General features: G+C 47.4%; 18 protein-coding genes. 9 read left to right on the plus strand and 9 right to left on the minus strand.

Going from position 1 to position 17,979, the window contains the following annotated elements:
• Window positions 1–31: 31 nt before the first annotated feature.
• From ACZM6M_RS10245 to ACZM6M_RS10260, 4 genes are all read right to left on the minus strand, one after another.
• A complete protein-coding gene (locus tag ACZM6M_RS10245; protein WP_418926907.1) occupies window positions 32–823 on the minus strand; it encodes an ABC transporter permease in 792 nt (263 codons plus the stop codon).
• Entirely contained in the window at window positions 823–1,662 is an 840-nt protein-coding gene (locus ACZM6M_RS10250; RefSeq protein WP_066544971.1) for an ABC transporter permease, read from the minus strand. The genes ACZM6M_RS10245 and ACZM6M_RS10250 overlap by 1 nt, the downstream gene beginning before the upstream one ends.
• The gene (locus tag ACZM6M_RS10255) at window positions 1,655–2,731 is read right to left on the minus strand and encodes an ABC transporter ATP-binding protein (protein ID WP_337434184.1); all 1,077 of its coding nucleotides are present in this window, start codon (window positions 2,729–2,731) and stop codon (window positions 1,655–1,657) included. Before ACZM6M_RS10255 ends, ACZM6M_RS10250 begins: the two co-directional genes overlap by 8 nt.
• A 65-nt stretch (window positions 2,732–2,796) precedes the next feature.
• Window positions 2,797–3,330 carry a helix-turn-helix domain-containing protein gene (locus ACZM6M_RS10260; RefSeq protein ID WP_317438057.1) on the minus strand — a complete coding sequence of 178 codons (534 nt, stop codon included), beginning with the start codon at window positions 3,328–3,330 and terminating at the stop codon, window positions 2,797–2,799.
• Window positions 3,331–3,558: 228 nt separating this feature from the next.
• Here ACZM6M_RS10260 and ACZM6M_RS10265 point away from each other — a divergent pair, with 228 nt between their 5' ends.
• From ACZM6M_RS10265 to ACZM6M_RS10295, 7 genes are all read left to right on the plus strand, one after another.
• Window positions 3,559–4,617 carry a lactonase family protein gene (locus ACZM6M_RS10265; RefSeq protein ID WP_317438058.1) on the plus strand — a complete coding sequence of 353 codons (1,059 nt, stop codon included), beginning with the start codon at window positions 3,559–3,561 and terminating at the stop codon, window positions 4,615–4,617.
• A gap of 2 nt (window positions 4,618–4,619) precedes the next feature.
• Window positions 4,620–5,735, plus strand: a complete 1,116-nt coding sequence (gene aroC / locus ACZM6M_RS10270) for a chorismate synthase (protein ID WP_417045501.1) — start codon at window positions 4,620–4,622, stop codon at window positions 5,733–5,735.
• 2 nt (window positions 5,736–5,737) lie between these two features.
• Window positions 5,738–6,178, plus strand: a complete 441-nt coding sequence (gene rpiB, locus ACZM6M_RS10275) for a ribose 5-phosphate isomerase B (RefSeq protein ID WP_066544961.1) — start codon at window positions 5,738–5,740, stop codon at window positions 6,176–6,178.
• Window positions 6,179–6,194: 16 nt separating this feature from the next.
• Window positions 6,195–7,025, plus strand: a complete 831-nt coding sequence (locus ACZM6M_RS10280) for a purine-nucleoside phosphorylase (protein ID WP_489490340.1) — start codon at window positions 6,195–6,197, stop codon at window positions 7,023–7,025.
• An 18-nt stretch (window positions 7,026–7,043) separates the two neighbouring features.
• Window positions 7,044–8,162 carry an anaerobic sulfatase maturase gene (locus tag ACZM6M_RS10285; protein WP_489490341.1) on the plus strand — a complete coding sequence of 373 codons (1,119 nt, stop codon included), beginning with the start codon at window positions 7,044–7,046 and terminating at the stop codon, window positions 8,160–8,162.
• Window positions 8,163–8,271: 109 nt separating this feature from the next.
• Window positions 8,272–8,772: an ECF transporter S component gene (locus ACZM6M_RS10290; protein WP_337434212.1), complete on the plus strand. Its 501-nt coding sequence runs from the start codon at window positions 8,272–8,274 to the stop codon at window positions 8,770–8,772.
• Between the two features lie 400 nt (window positions 8,773–9,172).
• A complete protein-coding gene (locus tag ACZM6M_RS10295; protein ID WP_317438066.1) occupies window positions 9,173–11,821 on the plus strand; it encodes a cation-translocating P-type ATPase in 2,649 nt (882 codons plus the stop codon).
• Window positions 11,822–11,991: 170 nt separating this feature from the next.
• Here the strand turns inward: ACZM6M_RS10295 and ACZM6M_RS10300 are convergent, their stop codons facing one another.
• Window positions 11,992–12,537 (minus strand): NADH peroxidase, encoded by a 546-nt coding sequence (locus tag ACZM6M_RS10300; protein ID WP_066544923.1) that lies wholly within the window; start codon window positions 12,535–12,537, stop codon window positions 11,992–11,994.
• A 230-nt stretch (window positions 12,538–12,767) separates the two neighbouring features.
• Between ACZM6M_RS10300 and ACZM6M_RS10305 the strand changes: the two genes are divergently transcribed.
• The gene (locus ACZM6M_RS10305; protein ID WP_489490343.1) at window positions 12,768–12,974 is read left to right on the plus strand and encodes a hypothetical protein; all 207 of its coding nucleotides are present in this window, start codon (window positions 12,768–12,770) and stop codon (window positions 12,972–12,974) included.
• Window positions 12,975–13,018: 44 nt separating this feature from the next.
• The gene (locus tag ACZM6M_RS10310; protein WP_418926456.1) at window positions 13,019–13,756 is read left to right on the plus strand and encodes a hypothetical protein; all 738 of its coding nucleotides are present in this window, start codon (window positions 13,019–13,021) and stop codon (window positions 13,754–13,756) included.
• 67 nt (window positions 13,757–13,823) lie between these two features.
• On the opposite strand, the gene ACZM6M_RS10315 is transcribed toward ACZM6M_RS10310, so the two are convergent.
• From ACZM6M_RS10315 to ACZM6M_RS10330, 4 genes are all read right to left on the minus strand, one after another.
• Window positions 13,824–15,239, minus strand: coding sequence for an MATE family efflux transporter (locus ACZM6M_RS10315; protein ID WP_489490345.1), 1,416 nt, complete (start codon window positions 15,237–15,239; stop codon window positions 13,824–13,826).
• Between the two features lie 21 nt (window positions 15,240–15,260).
• Window positions 15,261–16,601, minus strand: a complete 1,341-nt coding sequence (locus ACZM6M_RS10320) for a sodium-dependent transporter (RefSeq protein ID WP_066544916.1) — start codon at window positions 16,599–16,601, stop codon at window positions 15,261–15,263.
• Between the two features lie 240 nt (window positions 16,602–16,841).
• Window positions 16,842–17,387, minus strand: a complete 546-nt coding sequence (locus ACZM6M_RS10325) for an NADH peroxidase (protein WP_066544905.1) — start codon at window positions 17,385–17,387, stop codon at window positions 16,842–16,844.
• A gap of 109 nt (window positions 17,388–17,496) precedes the next feature.
• Window positions 17,497–17,925, minus strand: a complete 429-nt coding sequence (locus ACZM6M_RS10330; RefSeq protein WP_066544904.1) for a Fur family transcriptional regulator — start codon at window positions 17,923–17,925, stop codon at window positions 17,497–17,499.
• Window positions 17,926–17,979 lie beyond the last annotated feature (54 nt).

Here is a 17,979-nt window from a genome sequence, read left to right on the forward strand (position 1 = left end):
TCGCTCTCCTTTTTAATAGTAATGAGTTGTTTCAGTTCTTTTTCTTAAAGGAACGAAAATTTACGATCAGCAGAAGGATCAGTACAGTCAGGAAAATGACTGTGGAAAGGGCATACATGGATGGCTTAATGCCCCTGCGTACCTCGCTGTAAATCAGCGTAGACAAAGTATTGATGCCTGCGCCCTTTGTAAAATGGGTGATAATAAAATCATCAAGGGACATGGTAAAGGATAAAAGGAAGCCGGACAGCACTCCGGGCAGAATATCCGGGAAGACCACTTTAAAAAATGCCTGAAGGGGAGTAGCTCCCAGATCCAGAGCCGCCTCATAGGTACTCTTATCCGTCTGCTTCAGCTTGGGCATGACGCTTAAAATCACATAAGGTATATTAAAGGTGATATGAGCGATCAGCACGGTTTTAAAGCCTAATGATACGCCAAAGGCAATAAAGGACAGCATCAGTGAAATGCCTGTAACGATATCTGCATTCAGCATGGGAATGTTTGTGATTCCCATAATAATTGTCCTGGGAACCAGCCTCATAGACTGAATGGCAATAGCTGCCGCTGTTCCGATAACAGCTGCCGCAAGGGCTGAAACAAAGGCAATGATCAGGGTGGTTGACAGGGCGCTCATAATGGAGCGGCTGTCAAACATCTGCAGATACCAGTCAAGAGTAAAACCGCCCCACCGTGCTCTGGATTTGGACTGGTTAAAGGACAATATCATCATAGTGAGGATGGGTGCGTACAAAAAGATCAGGATAAGCACCATATAGAAATCGGAAATGATCTTCCGTATCATTTTTCTGCTTTTTACCATCAGAATGCGCTCCCTTCTCCATTTTTGTCATATTTGGCAATCATAGCCATGCTGATCAGAATAAAGATCATCAGCACCAGGGAAAGACCGCTTCCCTGGTTCCAGTTGCTTCCGCGTGTGAACTCCTGCTCGATTACATTTCCGATGAGAAGGATCTTGCTGCCGCCTAAGAGGTCTGAGATAACGAATGTGGTCAGAGAAGGCACAAATACCATGGTGATTCCGCTGATGACTCCCGGAAGGCTTAAAGGAAGCCAGATCTTTATAAAGGTCTGGAAGGTATTGGCTCCCAGATCCTGAGCCGCATTGATAACGCTGTCGTCAATCTTGGCAAGTACATTATAAATCGGAAGAACCATAAAGGGCAGGAAGTTGTATACCATACCCAGTACAATAGCTGCCGGAGTATTGATAATGGAGATACCGGGCAGATGGAAAAAGGAAAGGATTCCGTTGATTACGCCGTTTTTCTCCAGAAGCGTCTGCCATGCAAGGGTTCTCAGCAGAAAATTCATCCACATGGGGAGGATAAAAATAAATACGATAAAGCTGCCGGCCTTATTTCCCCGTCCTCTTAAAATCATAGCCAGAGGATATGCAAGAAAAAGGCACAGCAGAGTGCTGATCAGGGATAAACCCAGAGACAGCACCAGAGCCTTCATATGATCCGGTTCTGCGATTGACAGGATATTTTCCAATGTAAAAGCTCCGTCACGTCCCGTCAGTCCATACCAGAGAATCATGAGCAGAGGAATAATAGTAAAACCGGTCATCCAGACCAGATAGGGGCCGGAGAGAAGGGATTTCCCCAGATCGAGATATTTCTTTTCCTTATTCATCGACTCCCAGCGCCTCCTCATCCTCAGACGCAGGCTTGTTCATGATCTGGATATCAAAGGGATCTACATGGATTCCCACCTGCTTTCCAACGGGGAACATATCAGTGGAGTGAACCAGCCACTCAAAGCCGTCCGGGGTAGTAACTTCCATCTCATAGTGAACACCCTTGAAGATCAGATGGGTCACTGTGCCGACAAGCGTGCCCTTTTCCGGTTCTACAAGGTCGATATCTTCAGGACGGATCACGACATCCACTGGCTTATTTGTGCCAAAGCCCTTATCCACACAGGCAAATTTTGCTCCGAAGATCTCAACCAGCTCGTCCTGAAGCATGATGCCGTGGACGATGTTGCTTTCGCCGATAAAGTCGGCTACAAAGGCATTTTCCGGCTCATTGTAGATCTGCTCCGGAGATCCCATCTGCTGGATATAGCCCTGGTTCATAACAACAATGGTGTCTGACATGGTAAGAGCCTCTTCCTGATCGTGGGTTACATAGATAAAAGTGATGCCAAGCTCATTTTTCAGGCGGATCAGTTCATACTGCATATCCTGGCGCAGCTTTAAATCCAGAGCGCCCAGAGGCTCGTCAAGGAGCAGCACTCTCGGTTCGTTTACAATGGCTCTTGCAATGGCAATACGCTGCTGCTGACCGCCGGAGAGAGAGGTTACATCGCGCTTTTCGTAGCCGGAGAGATTGACCAGCTTTAATGCGTAGCGGATTTTGTCATCAATATAGCTTTTGGGCTTGTTTTTTATTTTCAGGCCAAAGGCAATATTGTCTGCAATGCTCATATGAGGAAACAGGGCATATTTCTGAAAAACCGTATTTAACTGCCGCTTGTTGGGCGGAAGCTTTGTGATATCCTGACCATCAAAGAGAACCCTTCCGGTATCGGGACTGGTAAAGCCTCCCAAGATACGCAGAGTAGTGGTCTTTCCGCAGCCGCTGGGACCAAGTAAGGTGACGAAGCTGTTTTCCCTGATGGAGAGATTCAGATCATCCAGGATCAGCTCGCCGTCAAAGCTTTTTGAGATGTGCTGTAAATCAATCAATGGCTGGCTCATTTGTCTTTTCTCCTTTATAAAGTGAAGTGGGTCATAACATTGTCTTTTTTACAACGGAGGCCGTATTAAAAACTGGGAGGTGAACTTACCCAGATGAGCATGGCGCCGTTTTTGCTTGAAAGATAGTGTTTTTTATCTGCTGTGTAATAGAAGGATTCTCCCTTTTTGGCATGGTATGTCTTTTTTCCCAGATGGATGGAAACAGAACCCTTCAGAATATAGCCAAATTCTTCTCCCTCATGAGGTGTATCCGGGTAGGTAGAACCGCCGGCTTTGAGCGTTAAGAGAATGGGTTCCATGGTGTTTTTCTGAGCATTGGGAATGATCCATTTGATTTCATTGTTGTATTCAGGATCTACTTTTTCAAAGTAGTCCTGAGTGCCGAATACGATCTGTTCCTCAGGCTCTTCCGTAAAAAACTCCCCGATGGTAGTTCCCAGACACTGGAGAATATCCATCAGAGTAGCGATAGAGGGGGAGGTCAGATTGCGTTCCAGCTGAGAGATAAACCCCTTGGAAAGCTCCGAGCGGTCGGCCAGCTCCTCCTGAGTCAGTCCCTTTAAGACACGAAGCTCCTTCAGTCTGTTTCCGATATCCATACAATTCCTCCCTGCACGGCTGCAAAATATACAAAAAGTTTAGCAATACTAACCCAATATATAAATAATCAAAAAGTTTAGTAATAATAAACAAGGCGAATTTCATTATACATGAAATAAATCAGGTGTCAATACCTTTTCTGAAAGTTAGCGGTTAACAAATAATAAAAATTATGATATGATAGGTTTTAACAAAATCGGACTTATTTTCAGGAGGTAAATACAGGTATGAGCGGCAGATATATGGCATATGTGGGATCCTACTCCTATACCGGGAAAGCAAAGGGAATCACAGTATTTGACGTAGATGTGGAGAAGGGAACGTTTAAGGAGCGATGCGAGATGGAGGTAAATAATTCTTCCTATGTAATTGCCTCCAGCGATGGAAAGACATTGTATTCCATTGCCGATGAAGGAGTGGTGTCTTTCCGGATCCTGCAGAACGGCGCCCTGGCGCGTTTAAACAGCGCGCCCATCCGCGGAATGAGGGGCTGTCATCTGTGCAGCGATCTGGAGGACAAGTTTATCTTCGTATCCGGTTATCATGACGGAAAGACCACGATCCTGAGCTTGAACAAAGACGGCTCTGTAGGGGGGATCGTGGACGGTGTATATGATAAAGGATACGGAAGCGTGGCAGAGCGTAATTTCCGCCCTCACGTGACATGCACCCGCCGGATGCCGGACAATAAATACGTCCTCAGTGTGGATAACGGAGTGGATCAGGTAAAGATTTACCGCTTTAATGATAAGGAACAGAAGATGGTTCAGGTAGACGCCATCCGCTGCGACCTGGAATCTGCGCCCAGACATTTCCGGTTCAGCAGGGACGGACGCTTCCTTTATCTGATGTACGAGCTTAAAAATGTAATTGATGTATTTACTTATGAGACAGGGGACAGAGCTCCCGTAATCGAGAAGATCCAGACGATTTCTACTACCTCGACGAAAAATCCGGGCAATCTTACGGCAGCCTGCGCGATGCGTATGTCCTGGGATGAGAAGTATGTTTACTGCACCAATGCGGGAGAGAATACGGTAAGTATCTACAGCAGGGATGAGGAAACAGGACTTCTTTCCATGATCTGCTGCCTGCCGATCAGCGGCGAATATCCTAAGGACGTGGCTGTTTTCCCGGATGGGAAGCATATTGCGTCCATTAACCATGACAGCGGCAGCATTTCCTTCTTTAAGGTAGACTATGAGAAGGGACTTCTGGTCATGAGCGGAAGAAGCATTCCGGTTAATGAACCAAACTGCTGTGCGATTGTAAAGATTGGAGATTAGTCATGGCGGGTTCAATTTACGGGACGCTTTTTCGCGTCAGCACCTGGGGAGAGTCCCATGGAAAGGGCATTGGCGTGGTCATAGACGGCTGTCCGGCAGGTCTGCCCTTAGATGAAGAAGATATTCAGAGATATTTAGACCGGAGAAAGCCGGGGCAGAGCCGCTTTACCACAGCCAGACAGGAGGGCGATCAGGTGGAAATCCTTTCTGGCGTCTTTGAAGGAAAGACAACCGGAACGCCGATTGCCCTGGAGGTGCGGAATACAGACCAGAGATCCCACGATTACAGCAATATCATGGATGTATACCGCCCCGGTCATGCAGATTTCACCTTTGATCAAAAGTATGGCTTCAGGGATTACAGAGGAGGCGGCCGTTCCTCCGGACGGGAGACCATTGGCCGGGTAGCAGCCGGAGCAGTGGCCGCAAAGCTTCTGGAGCGCCTTGGGGTAAGGGTTTTTGCTTATACCAGCGCAATCGGCCCTGTAAGCATCGACCGGTCCCGGATGGAGATTTCCAAAATGTGGGAAAACCGTCTTTATATGCCTGATGACATTGCGGCAAAGGAAGCAGAGAGTTATTTAGAGGATATGATGGCTCGAAGGGATTCCTGCGGCGGTGTGGTAGAGTGTGTGATCGAGGGGCTTCCCGCAGGCGTGGGAGAGCCGGTGTTTGACAAGCTGGATGCGGCTCTGGCAAAAGCCATGATGTCCATTGGAGCAGTGAAAGGCGTTGAGATCGGAGACGGATTTGAGGCGGCAGTATCCGCCGGTTCACAGAATAACGACAGCTTCTGCATTGACAGTGCGGGCCACCCGTCCAAGCGAACCAATCACTCCGGTGGCGTCCTGGGAGGGATGAGCGATTCCAGCCCGGTTGTAATACGGGCGGCCTTTAAGCCTACTCCGTCCATTGCCCAGCCTCAGTCCACGGTGGACCGGAGCGGGAAAGAACGGGAGATCGAGATCCATGGACGTCACGATCCCATTATCGTTCCAAGGGCAGTTGTGGTGGCAGAAGCCATGGCAGCGCTTACTGCGGCAGATCTGCTGCTTATGTCCATGACCTCCCGGCTTGACCGGATGGAGGAATTTTTTGAGAGAATGAGGAGAAAATGAAAATGAAAATTGCAATGGGAAACGACCATACAGCCATTGAGCTTAAAAATATTATTAAGGAGTTTGTAGAGGGAAAAGGCTACGAGGTTATTGATTTGGGTACCAATTCTACAGAAAGCTGCGATTACCCTGTATATGGTGAAAAGGTAGGACGGGCTGTGGCTTCCAAAGAAGCAGATCTGGGTATCGTGATCTGCGGCACCGGCGTAGGCATTTCACTGGCAGCTAATAAGGTAAAGGGCGTGCGCGCCTGTGTATGCAGCGAACCCTACAGCGCAAAGCTGTCCCGTATGCACAATAACAGCAACGTCCTTGCCTTTGGCGCCAGAGTAGTGGGAAGCGAGATGGCAAAGATGATCACCGAAGCATGGCTGGACGCTGAGTTTGAAGGCGGCAGACATGAGAGACGGGTGAATATGCTGATGGAGATTGAGAATCGGTAAGGGAGGCGTATCATCCATGACAAACGAAAAAGAGATAAAGATCATTGAGGATTCTGTCCGCATCATCCGCGAAAGGACAGATTTTGAGCCGGAGATCGGTATGATTCTGGGAAGCGGACTGGGTGATTATGCGGATAAGATTGAAAATCCGGTAAAGATTTCCTATCATGATATCCCGGATTTTCCGGTATCCACTGTGGCGGGCCATGCGGGCCAGTTTGTACTGGGAACCTGTATGGGAAAGAAGGTCATTGCCATGCAGGGCAGAGTTCATTATTATGAGGGATACAGTCAGAGACTGATCACCCTTCCCATCCGCATCATGAAGCGTCTGGGCGTGAAGAAGGTTCTTCTCACTAATGCGGCTGGAGGCGTAAATCGCTCCTATGAGCCGGGAACACTGATGGTTATTAAAGACCATATCAATTATTCCGGCTCCAATCCGCTGATCGGTCCTAATTTTGAGGAGGATGGCCCGCGTTTTCCGGATATGAGCTGCGTATATGACGCAGGATTCAGAACATGTCTGAAGGAAAAAGCTCAGGAAAACGGAATCCATCTGGAAGAGGGCGTATACATGATGTTTTCTGGCCCGAACTATGAGACGCCGGCAGAAGTCCGCATGGCAGGGCTTCTGGGGGCAGATGCGGTAGGAATGTCTACGGTTCCGGAGGCGATTGTGTGCAGCCACTGCGGTATCCCGGTACTGGGAATCTCCTGTGTCACGAATCCGGGAGCAGGCATTCTGGATCAGCCTTTAAATCATGCAGAGGTAGTAGAAACGGCTGCAAGGGTAAAGCAGACCTTTGAAAAGGTAGTGGATCTGGTACTCAGAGAAGTATTTTAAAAAATGGGGAGATAACGTATGCCGGATCCAAGTGTTTTGATGAAGCCATCTTCAGGCCTGTGTAATATGCATTGCGATTACTGTTTTTACTGCGATGAGATGCAGAAAAGAGAGCAGGAATCCTATGGTTTTATGTCTGAGGAAACACTGAAAAATGTGATTCGAAGAACCATGGTCCATGCACAGAGGCAGGTTAATTATGCCTATCAGGGGGGAGAGCCTGCGCTGAGGGGGCTGGACTTTTTCCGAAAAGCGGTAGAATTTCAGAATAAGTACAACCGCAGAGGAATACAGGTACATAATGCCTTCCAGACCAACGGCTCTCTTCTGGATGAGGAATGGTGCCGCTTTTTGGCTGAAAATCATTTTCTGGTAGGACTTTCTGTTGACGGAACGAAAGAAACCCATGATGCCTGCCGCCATGATAAAAAGGGAAATGGGACCTATGATGTGGTGATAAAAGCCGCAGAGCTTATGGATGCTTACGGCGTAGAGTATAATATTCTTACGGTTGTGACAGAAAAAACAGCCGGACAGATAGAGGAAATCTATAAGGCATACAGCCGCAGAGGATGGAACTATCAGCAGTATATTGCCTGCCTGGATCCTCTGGGTGAAGGCCATCAGAAGACAGAATATGCTATTTCGCCGGAGAACTATGGCAGATTTCTCACCCGGCTCTTTGATCTCTGGTATAAGGACTGGCAGAAAAACAGGCAGCCTTATATCCGCCAGTTTGAAAATTACATTGCCCTTTTGATGGGGTATTACCCTGAGGCCTGCGACCAGAGAGGCGAGTGCGGGATCCAGTATGTGGTAGAAGCGGACGGAAGTGTCTATCCCTGTGATTTTTATATGCTGGATGAATACCGTCTGGGGAATTTCAATGAGAATACGATGGAAGAGATGGATAAACGTCGTCAGGAGACTGGCTTTATAAAGCGCTCCCACCAGCTGGATCCCCAGTGCCGGGAATGTCCCTATTTCTTCCTCTGCCGGGGCGGATGCCAGCGCTACAGGGATCCTGTGGAGGGAAGCAATTATTATAAGAACTATTTTTGTCAGGCGTATAAGAGTTTTTTTGAGCATTGTATGGACAGGATAAAAGACATGGCAAAGACAGGAATGAAAAGATAACAGGAAACAAAGAACTGGACTGGTTTAAAATAACAGAAATGGATATTTTAACCGGTCCATAATTCTGCTATACTACGGGAAACCGTGAAAAATCAAGGAGGAACGTATGATGCGGAATATTTCTGTAAAAAAACTGGTAACAGCAGCCCTGTTTGCAGCCCTGATCTGTGTGTTTACCATGTCAATCCGGATTCCAACACCAGGTACCGGAGGATATATTCATCCGGGTGATGCCGTGGTTATTCTGTCCGGGATTTTTCTGGATCCGGTAACTGCATTTCTGGCAGCCGGAATTGGCTCCTGTATGGCGGATTTACTGGGCGGATATTTTATCTATGTACCGATTACATTTGCAGTCAAAGGCCTTGTGGCAGCTGTCACATCTGTAGTATACTGTCATGTAGTGAGTAAAGGAAAAAGCAGGAAGCTGGCAGTTTTATATGGTGGTATAGCTGATATTTTGCTGGTTGCAGGAGGATACTTTCTTTTTGAAAGCGTTCTCTATGGCTCGGCAGCCGCTCTTTTAAGTCTCTCTGCCAATGGGATCCAGGGGATCAGCGGACTGGTGATAGCGGGAGCGCTGTATCCGGGGTTGGAGAGGCTGCTTTAAATACAGTGAGAGAACTTCCGATGGATACGGAATATATGGCAATACGCGGGCCATTTTTTAGAGGAACATAAAAACTCCTGAAAATAGAATCTTGACAGTTTCCCCTGTCCGTGATAGCATTATGGGCAGTAAGGGAGTAGTCAGCGCAGTTGACCGGCAGTTTTCAGGCCGGGAACCGTGTAGCGAAGTCAACAGCATCGGAGCGTGTCCGTGGCTTGGTTTTAAATGACGAGACTTATCGGAAGTCTTCTTCAATGGAAGGGGCTTCTGGTAGGTCTCGTTTTTGTTTGTACCAATACAGGAAATACGCCGGATGTACCTGCCGGAAGATGTATAGCTGAGGAAGCGGGCGGGCATGATGAAGAAAGACACTTCCAGATAATAAAAGGAGGAAAAAGCAATGAAAGAATACCTGTCCAGTATTCAGGATGTGCTAAAGGAGCAGAATACCTCAGAAGAAGGACTTTCTTCTCAGGAAGCTGCAGGCCGTCTGGAAAAATTCGGGCATAACAAGCTGAAGGAGGGGAAAAAGGATTCCCTGCTTAAGAAGTTTCTTGATGAACTGGCAGATCCCATGATCATTATTCTGATCGTGGCGGCTGTTATTTCAGGTATTACCGCTTACTATGAGGGCGAGTCCTTTGCAGATGTGATCATCATCATGGCGGTAGTTATTATCAATGCAGTTCTGGGCGTTGTTCAGGAGAGCAAGGCAGAGGCGGCGATTGCAGCCCTGCAGGAGATTGCTGCAGCTACTAGTAAGGTGCTGCGCGACGGAAAGCTTGTTACATTAAAGAGTGAGGAGCTGGTACCCGGTGATGTGGTCATCCTGGAAGCGGGAGATTCCGTACCGGCAGACGGACGAATCATCGAGTGCGCCAGCATGAAGATCGAGGAAGCGGCTCTGACCGGAGAGTCTGTTCCGGTAGACAAGATCATCCAGGTGTTAAATCTGGGCGGAGAAAAGGATGTACCTTTAGGCGATCGTAAAAACATGGTATACATGGGATCAACCGTTGTATATGGTCGTGGAAAAGCTGTCATCACAGCGACAGGTATGGATACAGAAATGGGTAAGATTGCAGATGCTCTTGCTCAGGCTAAGGATGAGGAAACGCCTCTTCAGATCAAGCTGAATCAGCTGAGTAAGTTCCTGACCATGCTGGTGGTGGGGATCTGTGTGGTTATCTTTGCAGTAGGCCTGTTCCGTGCTCAGGGAAGCGCAGAAGGCATTACAGGCGATACGATCTTAAGTACATTTATGGTAGCGGTTTCTCTGGCAGTAGCTGCGATTCCTGAGGGTCTGGCAGCGGTTGTCACCATCGTGCTTTCCATTGGCGTTACAAATATGTCCCGCAGAAATGCTATTATCCGTAAGCTGACAGCAGTGGAAACTCTGGGATGTACTCAGATTATCTGCTCCGACAAGACGGGTACTCTGACTCAGAATAAGATGACCGTTGTGGAGCATGTGGCAGATGATGAGAAGCTCTTAGAAACTGCCATGGCACTCTGCTCCGATGCTTCCTTAAGCCCTGACAGCGGCGAGGCAGTGGGAGAACCTACCGAGTGTGCTCTTGTAAATGATGCTGCAAAGAATGGACTTCCAAAGGATCAGCTGGAAAAGGAATATGTCCGTGTGGCTGAGGCTCCCTTTGATTCCATGCGTAAGATGATGACAACCATTCATCAGACTGCGGACGGACGTTTCATCCAGTTTACAAAGGGCGCTCCGGATGAAGTATTAAAACGCTGTACAAAGGCCTATGTGGGCGGACAGATCGTGGAAATGACCGACGAAATCCGCAGCAGCATTTTAAAGAATAATAAGTCCATGGCAGATAAGGCGCTCCGCGTACTCTGCGGTTCCATGAGAGAATGGAAGGCACTGCCTGAGAATACAGACGCCTCCAATCTGGAGCAGGATCTGGTATATGTAGGACTTTCCGGCATGATCGACCCGGTACGTCCTGAGGTAAAGGCGGCAATCGTTGAGTGCCGTGAGGCAGGAATCCGCCCTATTATGATTACCGGTGATCACAAAGATACAGCGGTAGCCATTGCAAAGGAGCTGGGAATCATCGAGGATGCCAGCCAGGCGATTACAGGCGCTCAGTTAAATGAGATCAGCGACGAGCAGTTTAAGACAGATATTGAAAAATACTCCGTTTATGCCCGCGTACAGCCTGAGCATAAGGTACGCATTGTAAATGCCTGGAAGGCAAAGGGCCGTATTACAGCTATGACCGGTGATGGTGTAAACGATGCTCCTTCTATCAAGAGCGCGGATATCGGCGTGGGAATGGGTATCACGGGTACAGACGTAACCAAAAATGTAGCAGACATGGTTCTTGCAGATGACAACTTTGCAACAATCGTATCCGCAGTAGAAGAGGGACGCCGCATTTACGCAAATATCCGTAAGGCGATTCAGTTCCTGTTAGCCTCCAATCTGGCAGAGGTGCTGGCAATCTTCTTTGCAACGCTGATCGGCTTTACGATTCTGGAGCCGGTACATCTTTTGTGGATCAACCTGATCACAGACTGTTTCCCTGCTCTGGCTCTGGGTATGGAAAAGAGCGAGGCTGACATTATGAAGCAGTCTCCAAGAGACCCGAGAGAAGGCATTTTTGCCGGCGGTATGGGATTTGACGTATTCTTCCAGGGTTTTGTTGTAACGATCCTTGTAATGGTTTCCTATATCATAGGCCATTATATTGAAAGCGGCGTCTGGGAATTTGTAAACAGCCCTGACGGAACAACAATGGCATTCCTGACCCTGTCCATGGTTGAGATCTGCCACTCTCTGAATATGAGAAGCCGCAGAGGTTCTATCTTCACCATGAAGACCGGAAATACCTTCCTTTACGGTGCAATGATCGTATCCCTGATTCTGACAACCGCAGTAATCGAGGTTCCGTTCCTTGCAAAGGCATTTGAGTTTACTCCTATTGATTTCCATGAGTATATTATTGCTCTGGGACTGGCAGTATTGATCATTCCGATTATGGAAGTTGTAAAGTTTGTTCAGAGGAAGATGGGAGTGTAAAGACTTACAATCCCGATTATAAATATGTTTTGAAAACAGCGCTCCGGCAGAGGAAATTCTGTTGCGGGCGCTGTTTTAATTTAATGAAAAACAGCTCCGGCAGTGCATGTGCCGGAGCTGTAATAATCTCTGTTATAATGAATGGAGAGTGTGTAATGATTATGGAAGTATTAGCCAAAGTATCTCTTTAACAGACCTTCAAATGCCTTTCCGTGACGAGCCTCATCCTTAGCCATCTCATGAACAGTGTCATGGATTGCATCCAGGTTAGCAGCCTTAGCTCTCTTAGCCAGGTCGAACTTGCCGGCAGTAGCGCCGTTCTCAGCAGCAACTCTCATCTCCAGGTTCTTCTTGGTGGAGCTTGTAACAACCTCGCCTAAGAGTTCAGCAAACTTAGCAGCATGCTCAGCCTCTTCCAGAGCAGCCTTCTCCCAGTACAGGCCAATCTCAGGATAGCCCTCTCTGTGAGCGACTCTGGACATAGCCAGGTACATACCAACCTCAGAGCACTCACCCTCAAAGTTAGCTCTTAAGTCAGCCATGATATCCTCAGGGGAACCCTGAGCAACGCCAACCTCATGCTCGCAAGCCCAAGCCATCTGATCAGCAGCCTGCTCCTTGAACTTGGAAGCAGGAACGCCGCACTGAGGACATTTCTCAGGAGCCTGCTCACCCTCATAAACGTAACCGCAAACTGTACAAACCCATTTCTTCATAGTCTTGATCTCCTTTATTATATAGTGTGTGGGAACCGGGGATGCCCCGGAACCCTGTTAACATTGCGAATCGATAATAGTAATGATTACTGATATCAATATAAATGATTTATGCTGTTTTGTCAACAGCTTTTTTTAAAAAATTTAAATTTCGTTTTCATAGTCTGGCGTGGATATTGATAGTATGGTAGAATTTAAGAAGGAAAACGGTTGAAAGGGGATGCAGGCAAGTGAAAACAGAAAATACTTTAGCAAGAAATCTGGATTTTGCTGCAGATAAGGCATCTTATGACGCGGCCTGTAAACGGCTTCTGGCTAATAAAGAGATTTTAGCCTGGATTATGAAAAGCTGTATTGAGGAATATAGAGAATGCAGTGTTAAGACATTGCAGAGTATTATATTGAAGGGGAACCGCAGATTGCCCATACAGCAGTAAATTCGGATGAACGGTCCGCGAATGGTTCCGATACGATTCGGGGAATGAGTACAGAAGATGCCAGACTGGAAGAAGGAACAATTACCTATGATATACGCTTCCTTGCAGCAGTACCCGGTACAGGAGAGCCGATCCGCTTGATTATCAATGTGGAAGCGCAGAATGATTTTTATCCGGGATATCCGATTATCAAAAGAGGAATTTATTATTGCAGCCGAATGATTTCTTCGCAGTACGGGTCAGAATTTACAGATGGACACTATGAAAAGATATGCAAGGTTTACTCGATCTGGATCTGTATGAATCCACCTAAACGGCGGAAAAATACGATTAACCGATATTCGATTACAGAAGAGTGCATGGTAGGAGAGGAAAAGGAGAAGAAGGAAAATTATGACCTGATGACGGCAGTTATAATCTGTCTGGGAGACTCAGAGAATGAACATTATTCAGGTATTATAAAGCTTTTAGATGTCCTTCTTTCTGATGAGCAGGATCCGCAGAAGAAGAAACATATTTTAGAGGAAGATTTTTCAGTTAAGATGACAAGGGATTTAGAACGGGAGGTATCGCTCATGTGTAATCTTAGTAAAGGAATTGAAGACAGGGGAATGGAAAAAGGATTGGAGCAGGGGCTGGAACAGGGCATGGAACATGGTCTTCTTTCCTCCATCCGCAATCTGATGGAGACCATGAGCTGGTCCTCCGGTCAGGCGATGGATGCCCTTAAGATTCCCAGGGAAAACCGGGAACGGTATGAACAGCTTTTAAAACAGCTATAGTCAGATAAATGTAAAATCCATACAGCCCCGGCAGATATACAATGATACTGTCGGGGCTGTGTGGATTTTATGCTTCAGACAGATGCTCCATCTGTTTCATTCGCTTTAGCTCTCTGGACACAAAGAAGACTGCCAAAACAGCGGCCATCAGATCTGCCACAGGAGCCGAGTACATAACGCCCTCAATTCCTAAGAACATAGGAAGAATGAGGATTAGAGGCAGAAGGAAGATAATCTGGCGTGTGAGGGATATAAATATACCCGTACCTGCTTTTCCAATGGAGGTAAAATAGTTGGCCGTAATGGGCTGAAGGCCATTTAAAAATGTAAAGAAAAGGAAAATACGGAAATACTGCTCTGCAAAGCGGAAATATTCCTCACTTCCTGAACCGAAAATGGAGATGATCTGTCTGGGGATCAGCTGAAAGCATAAAAAGGATACAGAGGAAATACAGGTGGCGATACATACCGCTTTCAGATAGGCGGAACGTACACGGCGGTATTTTCCTGCTCCGTAGTTAAAGCTGACAATGGGCTGCAGTCCCTGGGAAAGACCGATGACCAGGGAGAAGAAGATCATGTTTACCTTGCTGATGATCCCGGCACAGGCAAGAGGAATCTCACTGCCGTAATGAGACTGTCCGCCGTAATAGCGAAGTACATTATTCATAACAATCTGTACCACCATCATTGCAATCTGGTTAAAGAAGGGTGCCATTCCCAGGGATATGATCGCTTTAATGTGGGAAGGAATGGGACGAAGGTAGTCAAATGTCAAATGGACTGTTTTAAAGCGGGTCAGATAGATGATTACCATGATACCGGATACAATCTGGCCGATAATGGTTGCCAGAGCAGCACCGGCCATTCCCATATGAAAAGTAAAGATAAACAAAGGGTCTAAGATCGTGTTGATCAGTGCGCCTGTAAGTGTGCAGACCATGGAGAAACGGGGACTTCCGTCTGCCCGGATCAGGTTAGAGCCTCCAGTAGTAAGGATCAGGAATGGAAAACCAAGGGAAGTAATGCCTGTGTATACAAGAGAGTAATCTAAAACTTCTGCTGTGGCTCCAAAGGCTATCATGAGAGGCTTTAAAAATAAGCGTACTCCCAGACAGAGGATCAATCCTGTAAAAAACAGCATAAAAACAGCATTTCCCGCATAACGGGCAGCATCTTCCCGTTCGCCATGGCCCATGGAAAGATTAAAGTTAGCTGCGCCGCCGATGCCAAACATCAGGGAAAGGGCGGTACAGGTGATGGTTAGAGGAAATGCAACATTGGTAGCAGCATTTCCAAGCATTCCCACACTGCGGCCGATAAAAAACTGATCTACGATATTATACAGGGCACTGACCAGCATGGCTATGATGCTGGGAATGGCAAAGCGGGCTAAAAGCTGGTTAATAGGCAGAGTGCCCAGGGGATTTGCAGGGACACTGGAAGCTGATCCCGTCTGTCCCTGTGATGGAAATTGATTCATTTTAGATACCTCTCTTTTGTATCAGCCAATGCCTCCGAAGATAATTCCCAGTATAAATACTGCGATGGTAAGTCCGCAGAAGACATAGGCGGTCATAAAGCGGAACCAGGGACCAAGGGGTTTTGGGCGGCCCTTTTCCGCTTCTTTTTTTGCAAAATCGCTGCCATATACCCAGAAAAACATGATTCCTGCCAGGCCGGCGCCCAATGGACAGATATAGATAGAAACGAAGTCCATCCAGCCGGATACGATTCCCTGGATGCAAAGGCCTACTGCGAGAGCCAGCGACGCAGCAATAGTGACAGATACACGGCGGCTCAGTTTAAAATGCTGTTCCAAAGTGGCAATAGGAGCTTCAAACAGGTTGATAATGGATGAAATACCGGCAAAAAATACGGCTGTAAAGAAAACGATTACCAGGATGCGGCTCCCGGGCATGGATTTAAACAGGTTGGGCAGATAAATAAAGATAAGTCCGGGACCGCCTTCATTTAACTGAGAACCGGTGGTAGCCATGGCGGGAATGATAACAAGGGCTGCAAGAAGAGCGGCCATGGTGTCAAAGAAGGCCACTTTGCGGGCTGCACTGGTAACATCCTCGCTGTCTTTTAAATAGGAGCCGTAGATCAGAGTGCCGTTTCCTGCCAGAGACAGGGAGAAAAATGCCTGTCCAAGGGCAAAAACCCAGGTCATGGGATCTGCCAGTCCTTCCGGTTCAATACGAAAGATGTAACGATATCCTTCTGCCGCCCCCGGCTGGAAAGCCATATATACAGCCAGCCCCAAAAACAGGAAAAAGAACAGGGGCATAATAACCTTATTGATTTTTTCAATCCCTCCTGAAATACCACAGACCATGATGATAAAGGTTATTACGATGCCTACAGTCTGCCAGAAGTTATTGCCAAAGGGAGCTGCCATCTGCCCAAAGGCTTGTCCGAAGCCTTCAATATCTGCTTGGGCCAGCACCGAGCCGGTAAGGGAACCTGCAGCGTATTTGAGGATCCAGCCAACGATGACAGAATAACCAATCGCCAGAGCCAGAGATCCGATCACGGGAAGATAGCCGATCGCCTGTCCGATCTTGGGATTTTTCCCGCGGCTTGCTATGGCCTGGCCAAAGGCTCCGATGGGGCCGGAACGGGTGGCCCGCCCGAATGCCATTTCACCGATGACGCCGGAAAGACCAATGATGATTACAAAAAGAAAATAGGGCAGCAAGAAGGTGCCGCCTCCGTACTTTGAGACCCTGGTGGGGAACATCCAGATATTGCCCATGCCTACTGCAGAGCCGATGCAGGCCAGGACGAACCCCCAGTTGGACTTCCAGGAATCCCGATGGGTTGTACTTGAGTGACTCACAAAAAACCTCCTGTAGCGCCATAAAGGAGTGATGAGGCGCTGAAAAATGATATGTTCAGTGAAAACGCATATATCACGATCCACCAATTCTATTGTAACCCCAAACAGAACGTTTGTCTATCAGGTGATGGAAGGCGAAGAGGAGGGAAATAACAGTATACAGCATGGATGCTGGAAAATGAAGAAAGAGGGAAAAGACGAATCCTTTCCCTCTCAGATATCAGGTTTATCGAATTTTAATTAGCCAAAGTATCTCTTTAACAGACCCTCAAATGCTCTGCCGTGTCTAGCCTCATCCTTAGCCATCTCATGAACAGTGTCATGGATTGCATCCAGGTTAGCAGCCTTAGCTCTCTTAGCCAGATCGAACTTGCCGGCAGTAGCGCCGTTCTCAGCAGCAACTCTCATCTCCAGGTTCTTCTTGGTGGAGCTTGTAACAACCTCGCCTAAGAGTTCAGCAAACTTAGCAGCATGCTCAGCCTCTTCCAGAGCAGCCTTCTCCCAGTACAGGCCAATCTCAGGATAGCCCTCTCTGTGAGCGACTCTGGACATAGCCAGGTACATACCAACCTCAGAGCACTCACCCTCAAAGTTAGCTCTTAAGTCAGCCATGATATCCTCAGGGGAACCCTGAGCAACGCCAACCTCATGCTCGCAAGCCCAAGCCATCTGATCAGCAGCCTGCTCCTTGAACTTGGAAGCAGGAACGCCGCACTGAGGACATTTCTCAGGAGCCTGCTCACCCTCATAAACGTAACCGCAAACTGTACAAACCCATTTCTTCATAGTCTTGATCTCCTTTATTATATAGTGTGTGGGAACCGGGGATGCCCCGGAACCCTGTTAACATTGCGAATCGATAATAGTAATGATTACTGATATCAATATAAATGATTTATGCTGTTTTGTCAATAGTTTTTTGATCTTTTTTTGGATTTTCCATATCCATACAGGACTGGCACTGGCCAAAAAACAGAATGGAATGAGAATCAATATGTCCCGGCGCATGGCTCTGGACTGCTGCATTTAATTCATCCATTTCCTGAATATCCATATCATAGACATGGCCGCATTCTCTGCATACAAAATGGTAGTGGGGCGATACATCGCCGTCATAGTGGTCTGCTCCGCTTCCGCAGCTTAATTTACGGATCTCGCCCGTCTCCACCAGCAGATTTAAGTTCCGATAAACGGTTCCCAGGCTGATATTGGGAAATTCCTCCCGAATGCTGGCGTATAGGGCGTCTGCCGTTGGATGATCGCACCGGTTCATCAAGCTGGCTTTGATGGCTTCCCTCTGACGGCTATACTTTAAAACTTTCATAGGCGTCTCCTTCTAATATAATAATGATAATAATTACTGTTTATATTATAAGGA

This window comes from Enterocloster sp. (assembly GCF_057861365.1).

What these genes read in the sequence shown, in the direction of transcription:
- ACZM6M_RS10245 (WP_418926907.1), bottom strand. Translation starts at nt 823, where the DNA reads ATGGTAAAAAGCAGAAAAATGATACGGAAGATCATTTCCGATTTCTAT.
- ACZM6M_RS10250 (WP_066544971.1), bottom strand. Translation starts at nt 1,662, where the DNA reads ATGAATAAGGAAAAGAAATATCTCGATCTGGGGAAATCCCTTCTCTCC.
- ACZM6M_RS10255 (WP_337434184.1), bottom strand. Translation starts at nt 2,731, where the DNA reads ATGAGCCAGCCATTGATTGATTTACAGCACATCTCAAAAAGCTTTGAC.
- ACZM6M_RS10260 (WP_317438057.1), bottom strand. Translation starts at nt 3,330, where the DNA reads ATGGATATCGGAAACAGACTGAAGGAGCTTCGTGTCTTAAAGGGACTG.
- ACZM6M_RS10265 (WP_317438058.1), top strand. Translation starts at nt 3,559, where the DNA reads ATGAGCGGCAGATATATGGCATATGTGGGATCCTACTCCTATACCGGG.
- aroC (WP_417045501.1), top strand. Translation starts at nt 4,620, where the DNA reads ATGGCGGGTTCAATTTACGGGACGCTTTTTCGCGTCAGCACCTGGGGA.
- rpiB (WP_066544961.1), top strand. Translation starts at nt 5,738, where the DNA reads ATGAAAATTGCAATGGGAAACGACCATACAGCCATTGAGCTTAAAAAT.
- ACZM6M_RS10280 (WP_489490340.1), top strand. Translation starts at nt 6,195, where the DNA reads ATGACAAACGAAAAAGAGATAAAGATCATTGAGGATTCTGTCCGCATC.
- ACZM6M_RS10285 (WP_489490341.1), top strand. Translation starts at nt 7,044, where the DNA reads ATGCCGGATCCAAGTGTTTTGATGAAGCCATCTTCAGGCCTGTGTAAT.
- ACZM6M_RS10290 (WP_337434212.1), top strand. Translation starts at nt 8,272, where the DNA reads ATGCGGAATATTTCTGTAAAAAAACTGGTAACAGCAGCCCTGTTTGCA.
- ACZM6M_RS10295 (WP_317438066.1), top strand. Translation starts at nt 9,173, where the DNA reads ATGAAAGAATACCTGTCCAGTATTCAGGATGTGCTAAAGGAGCAGAAT.
- ACZM6M_RS10300 (WP_066544923.1), bottom strand. Translation starts at nt 12,537, where the DNA reads ATGAAGAAATGGGTTTGTACAGTTTGCGGTTACGTTTATGAGGGTGAG.
- ACZM6M_RS10310 (WP_418926456.1), top strand. Translation starts at nt 13,019, where the DNA reads ATGAGTACAGAAGATGCCAGACTGGAAGAAGGAACAATTACCTATGAT.
- ACZM6M_RS10315 (WP_489490345.1), bottom strand. Translation starts at nt 15,239, where the DNA reads ATGAATCAATTTCCATCACAGGGACAGACGGGATCAGCTTCCAGTGTC.
- ACZM6M_RS10325 (WP_066544905.1), bottom strand. Translation starts at nt 17,387, where the DNA reads ATGAAGAAATGGGTTTGTACAGTTTGCGGTTACGTTTATGAGGGTGAG.
- ACZM6M_RS10330 (WP_066544904.1), bottom strand. Translation starts at nt 17,925, where the DNA reads ATGAAAGTTTTAAAGTATAGCCGTCAGAGGGAAGCCATCAAAGCCAGC.